Genomic DNA, 6530 nt, shown 5'->3' with positions numbered 1-6530 from the left:
CCCAAGGGAGGTATTGAAGCCCAGCTCGTGGGTCTTGTTGGTGCTGCTGTTCAGCTTGAGCGAATGGCTGCCGCCCGCGCCGTCGATCAGGGTGACGACCAGCGAGCCCGAGCCGGCGCCGGCCGGTCCCTGCCCCTGGATCTGGAGTTCAAAGGTGAAGAACTCGCCGTTCTGCAGCTGGATCGCGTTCACCAGCGCCCCCGAATTGCCGACGATGATCTGGCTCAGGTCGGTCGAGCCGTTGATCGACAGCTGATCGCCGACGCGGAGCGACTGGTTCGTCTCGGCGATCGCCGTGCCGACCGTCTGGCCGGCGTCGTTGGTGGTGAAGTTGATGATCGGCAGGTTTGACATGCGCGTCTCCATGGATTGCGAAGGCAATCTGTGCGTGAATGTCATCACGACTCAACCTTAAAACACCATATCGACCCATTCGCGCTCAGCGCTGGAAGCGCCGTATCGACGTCCGCCACCCATTCCGGAGATTGCGGTTGTCGTCGTCAGGGACCATCTTCCCGCTGAACGCGTTGCGACCCGTATGAGAGACTTTCCATGGCCCTGATCGGCGAAAAGCCCGCCCCCATTCCCGCCGGCGGCCCCAATGGGCAAGGGGGGGCCAAGAGCGCGCACATCAAGGACGGCACGGACGCCAGCTTCATGGCCGACGTGATCGAGGCCTCCAAGACCCAGCCGGTCATCGTCGACTTCTGGGCCACCTGGTGCGGCCCGTGCCGCCAGCTGACCCCGGCCCTGGAAAAGGCCGTCAACGCCGCCGACGGCGCGGTCAAGCTGGTCAAGATCGACGTGGACAAGAACCCCGGCTATTCGGGCCAGCTGCGCGTGCAGTCGATCCCGACCGTCTACGCCTTCGTCGACGGCCAGCCGGTGGACGGCTTCCAGGGCGCCGTGCCCGAGAGCGAGATCAAGGCCTTCATCGCCCGCCTTTCGGGTCCGCCGGCCGAGAGCGACCTCGACGCCCTGTTGGCCATGGCCAAGGAGTCGGTCGACCTGGGCGACCTCGGCGGCGCGGCCCAGGCCTTCGCCCAGGCGCTGCAGATGGACCCGACCAACGTCAAGGCGATCGGCGGCCTGGCCAAGTGCTACCTGGCCGGCGGCGATCTGGAGGGCGCGGCCGAGGTCGCGGCCACCGCCCCGGCCGGCGCCAAGGACCCGGACCTGGACAGCGTGCGCGCCGCCCTGGCCCTGGCCGAGGACGCCCCGTCCGAGACCGCGCCGTTCGAAAAGCGCCTGGCGGCTGACGCCGACGACCACGAGGCCCGCTTCGAACTGGCCAAGGCCCTGGCCGGCGCCGGCCATCTTCAGGCCGCTTCGGACCATCTTCTGACCATCATCGAACGCGACCGTGTCTGGAACGACGAGGCGGCCCGCAAGCAACTTCTCACCGTATTTGAAGCCGCCGGCTACGCGTCCGAGGTGGCCAAGGCCGGCCGCAAGCGGCTGTCCTCCATCCTGTTCAGCTAGACCCGTCAGACAAGGGAGCGTCGCATGCCGGGATCCTATCGAAGGGCGGACGACCTGCCGCTGGTGATCCCGGTGTTTCCCCTGGACGGCGCCCTGCTGCTGCCCGGCGGCCAGCTGCCGCTGAACATCTTCGAGCCGCGCTATCTCAACATGTTCGACGACGCCATGTCGGGCGAGCGGATCATCGGCATGGTCCAGACCCGGCCGAGCAGCGACGTGGAGCGTCCTCACCTGGCCCCCGTCGGCTGCGCGGGCCGGGTGACCAGCTTCGCCGAGACCAGCGACGGCCGCTACCTGGTCACCCTGACCGGGGTCTGCCGGTTCCGGGTCGGCGACGAACTGCCGTCGCGCTCGCCCTACCGCCAGGTCCGCGCCGACTTCACCGCCTTCGAAGAGGACCTGCGCGAACAGGCCGAGGGCGCGACGGGGGGCGGTGAAGCCGCGGCCCTGCTGGGCGCCCTGCGCCGCTATCTCGACCATCGCGGCCTGGCCATCGACTGGACCAGCGCCGAGGCCGCGCCGTCCGACGCCCTGATCAACAGCCTGGCCATGGCCCTGCCGTTCGAACCGGTCGAGAAGCAGGCCCTGCTCGAGGCCCCGACCCTGGTCGAGCGCCGGGAGACCCTGGTGGCCCTGCTGGAGATCGACGCGGCTGGGGATGACGAAGACCCGACGATGATTCAGTGACTTCAACGGTCGTCATTCTCGGACTTGTTCCGAGGACCCTAGGTCCGCCGCCTTGACCTTGGCCGTTGAGCCGCGATCTCCCCGCCCCTCGGATCCTCATTCTTCTCGGCTGAAACAGGGGTCCTCGGAACAAGTCCGAGGATGATGGCTGAAAGTCTGGCGAAGGTTCTCAACCTCTCCGAAACGGCATAGAACCACACCCATGACCGCCCAACCCCCGCCTCCGCCCGCCGATCTCGACCCGCGCCTGCTGGAGGTGCTGGTCTGTCCCGTCACCCGCGCGCCGCTGTTCTATGACCGCGCCCGGGGCGAGCTGATCAGCAACGCCGCCAAGCTGGCCTATCCGATCCGCGACGGCGTGCCGATCATGCTGCCCGAGGAAGCCCGCAGCCTGGAAGACTAGGCCGTGGCGCAGGGGGCCGAGGTCGAGCGACAGCGACTGGCTTCGCTGGATGTGCTCCGTGGACTGACGATCGTCGGCATGATCGTCGTCAACAGCGCCTCCTACCTCTACTATGTCAGCGGCTACGCGATCTTCCCCAGCCTCGAGCACGCCGCCTGGCGGGGGTTCACGCTCGCCGATTCGGTGTTCCCGACCTTCGTGTTCATGACCGGGGTTTCCATCCCCCTGGCCCTGGCCGGACGTGATGCAACAGGGCTGGACGGCGCGACCCTGCGCCGCCTGCTGGTCCGCGCCGGACGCCTGTTCCTGCTGGGGCTGATCCTGTCCAACCTCTATTGGATGGCCACGCCCGAGAGCGTGCTGTTCCGGCCCATGGGCGTGCTGCAGCGCCTGGCCCTGGGCTTCCTGGCCGCCGCCGTCCTCTACAAGACACTGGGTCCGCGCGCCCGACTGGTCCTGGCCGTGGCGATCCTGGCGCTCTACTGGCCCCTGACCCTCCTGCCGTTCCCGGACGGGGTCACGGACCTGCTCAAGCCCGGCGCGAACTTCGTGGGCTGGTTCGACCGCCTGGTGCTGGGCGCCCACACCTATGTGCATGGGCCGCTGGGCTACGACCCGGAGGGCCTGCTCTCGACCCTGCCGGCCGTCGCCCAAGCCCTGCTCGGCGTCGCGGCCGGCGAGTGGCTGCTGGCGCGGCGGGGATCAGCGGGTCTGCTGGTCGCCGGCGCCGCCATGATCGTCGGCGGCCTGGCCTGGGGCCTGGTGTTCCCGATCTCCAAGGAACTGTGGACCAGCAGCTTCGTGCTGCTGTCGACCGGGATCGCCCTGGTCCTGCTGGCGGGCCTGCACCAGGCGCTGGACATCAAGGGCTGGCGGCTGCCGGGTTCTGGCTTCCTGACCGACTTCGGGATCAACGCCGTCTTCGCCTACAGCCTGCACATGCTGGCCTCGATCATGCTGACCGCCCACATGCTGAAGATCCCGTACGCCTGGGCCACGCCCTATGTCGGCGACAAGACGGCGGCCCTGATCCCGGTGGCGATCTTCGTCGGCCTGATCTGGATGGTCGTGGCCTACATGCGCAAGCGCGGCTGGGTGGTGAAGGTCTAGAGCGCCACGCCCCGCAGCAGCTTCGGCAGATCACCGACCCCGCCGCCGGCCTCGTGCATGAAGAACCGCCGGGCCGGGGCGATGCGGTTGACCGCCGCCATGCCGACCCCGCGCGCCAGGCGCAGCAGCGGGTTGTCGTTGGAGAACAGTCGCACGAAGCCGTCGAAGGCCAGGGCGTTGGAGACGTTGTCGAACCGCCGCCAGCGGGCGTAGCGCTCTAGCGTCGCCTCGGCCCCGATGTCCTCGCCGTTGCGCAGGGCCTCGGCCACCACCTCGGCCAGGGCGGCGGCGTCCTTCAGGCCCAGGTTCAGGCCCTGGCCGGCGATCGGATGCACGCCGTGGGCGGCGTCGCCGATCAGGGCCATGCGCGGGGCGACCAGCCGCTCGGCCAGCGACAACGACAGCGGATAGACGAAGGTCGGGCCGGCCATCTCGACCGTCCCCAGGAACTCGCCGAACCGCCGCATCAGGTGGGCGTGGAAGGCTTCCGGCGAGGCGTGGCGCAGGGCCTCGGCCCGGTCGGTGCTCTCGGTCCACACCAGGCTGGCGCGATTGTCCGTCAACGGAAGAATGGCGAACGGACCGCTGGGCAGGAAGTATTCGTGGGCCACGCCGTGGTGGGGATGCTCCATGCGGACGGTGGCCACCACCCCGCTCTGGCCATAGCTCCAGCCGATGTCGCCGATGCCGGCCGCCTTGCGCAGCACGCCGTTGCGGCCCTCGGCGCTGACCACCAGCGGCGCGCTGAGGGTGCGGCCGTCCGTGAGCGTCAGCGTCGCGCCGGCCGGAGTGACCTCCAGGGTCTTGGCGGCGGCGGGGGCCAGCACGGTGATGCCCTTGTCGATCACGGTCTTGGCCAGGGCCGCGCGGATCTGGCGGTTCTCGATCAGATAGCCCAGGGGCTCTCCCTCGGACCGGTCGGCGATCTCGCCGCTGTCGAAGCGCAGGAAGAACGGCGAAGGGCCGCCCGAGGCCGGGCCCGGCGTCTTGCCGTCGGTGACCAGGATCTGCTCGATCCGCTGGGCGTGGGGCGCCAGGGCCTCGCCGGCCCCGATGGCCCGCCACTGGCGGAACGACGAATAGGCGATGGCCGACGAGCGGCCGTCGAAGCTTTCGGCCAGCTGGGCGTCGAACGGCTGGGGGTCGACCAGCAGGGCCTTGACCCCGGCCGAGGCCAGGGCGAGCGCCAGGGTGGTTCCGGCCATGCCGGCTCCGGCGATGATGACGTCGGCGTCGTGGTCGCGCATGGGCGGATATGGCGCTGGGGAGGGGGCGGTGTCTAGGGGGCGGTGGTTGGCGAGGCGTTGATGTCCGCTAGCGACCCAAAGCTGACGCTCAGGAGGTCCGCTGTCGGGCGCCCCCATTCGATTTAAGGGGTGTGGGGTGTAGCCCGGACGCTGCCCGAGGGCGGCGGGCCTGGCGTCACCGGGTCGCCAGAACGTCGTAGTGCGTGCCTGATCGCACCTTCTTAAAGTTCGAAAACCCTTGCGCCCTGAGAGCGCCTTCTATGTCCGCCGGGTTAACCCAGCTCTCGTCGACCTCGTAGAACACGGCCTGGATATCCGCGACAAACGACGACGCCATCAACTGCTCGATCACCAGAGCCTCGTGCCCCTCGGTATCCACCTTCACAATGATCGGCAGGGCTTCGATGATGTGTTCGGAAATGGCGTCGCCTGTTCGCACCTCGATCTGCTGGTACGAACTGTCGTCGGACTTGTGGTGGATCGACGCCGCCCCGCTGTGTGCAGCACTTACTGATATCTGGAGCGTCTCGTTTGAGGAGGAGATGCCGAAGTTGCAGGCAATGACGCGAGTTGCGCGATTTAGCCCAATGTTGTCCTGCAAAAGCTGGAACGTAGACATGACAGGCTCAAACGCGACTGCGCGAACGCAGTATCTGTTCTTCGCTGCGACCAAGGCATAGAGTCCCTGATTGGCTCCAATGTCCAGAAACACGAACTCGCTGCGCTGACTTCGAAGAAGATCGGACAGGAAGCGCCCATAGGACCCACGCACACAGTAATTGAATGTGGTGTCACCCCAATTTGCCCGCATCCAGATTCCGTACTCAGATCGGACAGCTTTAAGTTTAAGCGCTCTGCTTACAGCCAGGTTTACTGGCCTGCGGATGTGCATCACAGCCAACTTGCCGGCGCCGACGAAGCCATGCCTCTTGATTGCTCGGAACGGCCTCATTGTGCTCTCCCCCACTGCGCGCGAGTGTACCCTATCGGTTGATTGGGACAATCCCACCACATAGAAGAGTGGCCCTGCTCGGGGTGGCGGGGCTTGGCTGTGCCTAGCCACCCATCTCTCACCTTGGCGACGWCCGCTGTCGAGCGGCGAGTGCAACGTCCGGCCCCTGGAGGCGGCCTGGTTTCCGCTTCCGACCCTAGGCGGACATACCCGAACCCCTCTCTCATAGAGAGAGGGAGGGGCCCGCCGCCGCAGGCGGTGGGAGGGTGAGAGGTTACACCCTGTCCGGTCGGGGGCGGCGAGGATGTCGTCGACGGCTCCGCCAGGATCAGTCAGGATCCGCTCATTGGGCATCCTCAGCACCGTATCCGAAGAGCTCCAGCGCCTGCGTGCGCCGCGCGTCGTAGTCCTCGCGTCCTTCATGGGTCACGCCGTCCAGTTCGACGATGAGCTTGCACGCCTCGCAGACGAAGTCGGCGAAGTATCGGTCGATCGGGCATCGGGGCCGAGATGTCGAACAACCACCCTTCTCGGAACCTTGGAACGTCTGCTTGTCGGACAGCCCACCCGCCCCGGATGGGCCACGCCGCCGGCGGATGACGTCAGGGGCGTTTCCGGACGGGGCGCGGTCTTGAACCCTCTCCCGGAG

7 protein-coding genes and 1 pseudogene are annotated in these 6530 nt (G+C 67.5%); 4 read left to right on the top strand and 4 right to left on the bottom strand.

What is annotated here, in order from left to right; all coding sequences use genetic code 11:
- A partial coding sequence (locus AC1DZ6_RS16365; RefSeq protein WP_477098206.1) for a hypothetical protein occupies nt 1-354 on the bottom strand: 354 nt, incomplete at its 3' end.
- Between the two features lie 198 nt (nt 355-552).
- On the opposite strand from AC1DZ6_RS16365, the gene AC1DZ6_RS16360 reads away from it, so the two are divergent.
- From AC1DZ6_RS16360 to AC1DZ6_RS16345, 4 genes are all read left to right on the top strand, one after another.
- On the top strand, nt 553-1482 hold the full coding sequence (locus AC1DZ6_RS16360; RefSeq protein WP_477098205.1) for a tetratricopeptide repeat protein: 930 nt from the start codon (nt 553-555) through the stop codon (nt 1480-1482).
- A 24-nt stretch (nt 1483-1506) separates the two neighbouring features.
- Complete coding sequence (locus tag AC1DZ6_RS16355) at nt 1507-2169, top strand: LON peptidase substrate-binding domain-containing protein (RefSeq protein ID WP_477098204.1); 663 nt, start codon at nt 1507-1509, stop codon at nt 2167-2169.
- 202 nt (nt 2170-2371) lie between these two features.
- Nucleotides 2372-2572, top strand: a complete 201-nt coding sequence (locus AC1DZ6_RS16350) for a Trm112 family protein (protein WP_477034572.1) — start codon at nt 2372-2374, stop codon at nt 2570-2572.
- A 3-nt stretch (nt 2573-2575) separates the two neighbouring features.
- A complete protein-coding gene (locus tag AC1DZ6_RS16345) occupies nt 2576-3682 on the top strand; it encodes an acyltransferase family protein (protein WP_477098203.1) in 1107 nt (368 codons plus the stop codon).
- On the opposite strand, the gene AC1DZ6_RS16340 is transcribed toward AC1DZ6_RS16345, so the two are convergent.
- The 3 genes and pseudogenes from AC1DZ6_RS16340 to AC1DZ6_RS16330 all read right to left on the bottom strand — a co-directional run.
- Nucleotides 3679-4929 (bottom strand): UbiH/UbiF/VisC/COQ6 family ubiquinone biosynthesis hydroxylase, encoded by a 1251-nt coding sequence (locus tag AC1DZ6_RS16340; RefSeq protein ID WP_477098202.1) that lies wholly within the window; start codon nt 4927-4929, stop codon nt 3679-3681. The genes AC1DZ6_RS16345 and AC1DZ6_RS16340 overlap by 4 nt on opposite strands.
- 175 nt (nt 4930-5104) lie before the next feature.
- Complete coding sequence (locus AC1DZ6_RS16335; protein ID WP_477098207.1) at nt 5105-5740, bottom strand: FkbM family methyltransferase; 636 nt, start codon at nt 5738-5740, stop codon at nt 5105-5107.
- Between the two features lie 435 nt (nt 5741-6175).
- Nucleotides 6176-6377, bottom strand: a pseudogene (locus AC1DZ6_RS16330) (DUF559 domain-containing protein); the annotation flags it as partial.
- Nucleotides 6378-6530: the final 153 nt, after the last annotated feature.

It is taken from the genome of Caulobacter sp. P1_B12_2 (assembly GCF_056406675.1).
The sequence above is the reverse complement of the archived record's forward strand: the minus strand, read 5'-3'. Positions and strand labels throughout refer to the sequence as shown.